The sequence below is a fragment of the Candidatus Symbiopectobacterium sp. NZEC135 genome, from assembly GCF_025962695.1.
Genome location: NZ_JAGFPF010000346.1, coordinates 1 through 1718, shown reverse-complemented (window position 1 = coordinate 1718; position 1718 = coordinate 1). Strand labels below are relative to the sequence as shown.

Sequence of the window (1718 nt, the reverse complement as noted above, 5' to 3'; positions counted from 1 at the left end):
ATAAAAAAGGTGTATTGCCAGCCGTGCTGCTCGGTAAACGGCGGTGCTGCCAGATTCACCAGCAGTAATCCGCCGGTGGTGCCGGTTTGCAGAATGCCGGTCGCCATCCCTTTGTTTTTCGGGAACCATTCAAAGATGGCACGCAGGCAAGCGGAGAACGTGGCCCCGGAGCCGATACCGGCCAGCACGCGGATCATAAAGCCGGTGTTATAGCTGGTCACGGTGCCAAACAGCAGGGTACTGATACCTAATGCCAACAGGGTACCGAGAATCACTTTACGGTAGCCGAGTTTGTCGGTTAACAGGCCTCCCGGCAGATTGGTCAACACGTAGCCGAGATAAAAGGCAGACATAAATCCGCCCATTTGCGCCTTGGTTAACCCCAGGTCGACGGAAATGGTGGGGATTATTGGGTTAATCAATAACCGTGAAAAAAAGGAAAGTAAATAGCAGGCATACACCAGCACAAATATCGTAATGTGCTTTCGGGTAATATGCGAGGTAGGTTGAACCATCGTTTCTGTTTTCATTGTGTTTCCCTGATTTAAATGAGCGCGCCTTGTCGTTTTAATTCGCTTTGGATCGCGGTTATATCGTTTTCTGTTGGCGTGTTTTTCATGCTGGCGGCAATACCTGCGGCGTGACCGGTTAAAAATGCCGTACCCATAACGCGTACCGAAGCAAAGGCTTCGTTGTCGCAGGAAATAATTCTTCCCGCCAACCACAGATTATCGATATTGATACTTTTCAGACTGCGCAGTGGAATTTCGTAATAGCCGTCATCTTTGATCCAGGTATATACCTGCATCTTGTTGGCAGAGGTATGGCGTTCAATCGGCCAGCATCCGCGTGCGATGGCATCGTCAAAGGTGGCGGCATTGACCACATCGTCACCGGTCAGCGCATATTCACCCACCGCATGGCGCGATTCGCGAATACCGATATGCGGTCCGGTGTTGATGACGTAGGCCTGTTCAAAACCCGGCAAGTAGCGTTTGAAGGTGTCCAGATAGGCCATCGCCTGCTTGCGTGCGCGAATTTGTCCTTGTGTCAGGCTGTCGGCGTCGAGCGGGTTCACCTTCTCATTGCACAGAATGGCGATGACATCCTCGGTACCGACGATACGCATGGCAAAACCGCTGTCTTTGCTGAGCGGTGTAATGCCCGCCGCCTTGCCTTGGGCGATGGCGGCACGCAGCGCTGTCGGGCTGACATCCGCATCGCTTGCCACGCCGCCAAAGCGTGTCAGCAGCGAACCGAATTGCAGGTTTTCTACGTCGGGTGACGTGTGTTCCGCACCGGACAGGTAAACCAGGTTGCCATCGCCGCTGGCATCGACAAAGGCCTGTGCCGTGATGTTTATCTTGCCGCCATCGGTCAGTAAGGTAATGCTTTTGATGGTATTTCCGCTGCGCACCACGTCGCACAGCTGGCTGTTTAGCAACAGGTGGGCACCGGATTGCATGACCAGCTCTTCCAATACAATCTTGGTCATTTCGTTGTTCACCGGGAACATAACGTTGCCCCATGGCGATCTCAGCGGTTCGCCGCAGCCGTGGTATTGTTTGAGTTTCTCCATTACCATGCTGGCGACGCCGCCCGCTATTTGTTCGCTATTTTCATGACGCGTAAAAAAGCCGTCATAAGTCGGAATTGAACAATGCGTGGCTTGCCCTCCCAAATAGGAGTTTCTTTCCACCAATAACGCTTTTTTCCCT

2 protein-coding genes are annotated in these 1718 nt (G+C 52.6%); both read right to left on the bottom strand.

What is annotated here, in order from left to right; translation table 11 throughout:
* The coding region (locus J5224_RS26700; protein ID WP_264628185.1) for an MFS transporter at positions 1 to 530 on the bottom strand (530 nt) is incomplete at its 3' end.
* Positions 531 to 544: 14 nt separating this feature from the next.
* Positions 545 to 1718, bottom strand: a 1174-nt coding sequence (locus tag J5224_RS26695; protein WP_264628184.1) for an FAD-dependent oxidoreductase, incomplete at its 5' end; no start/stop codon positions are given.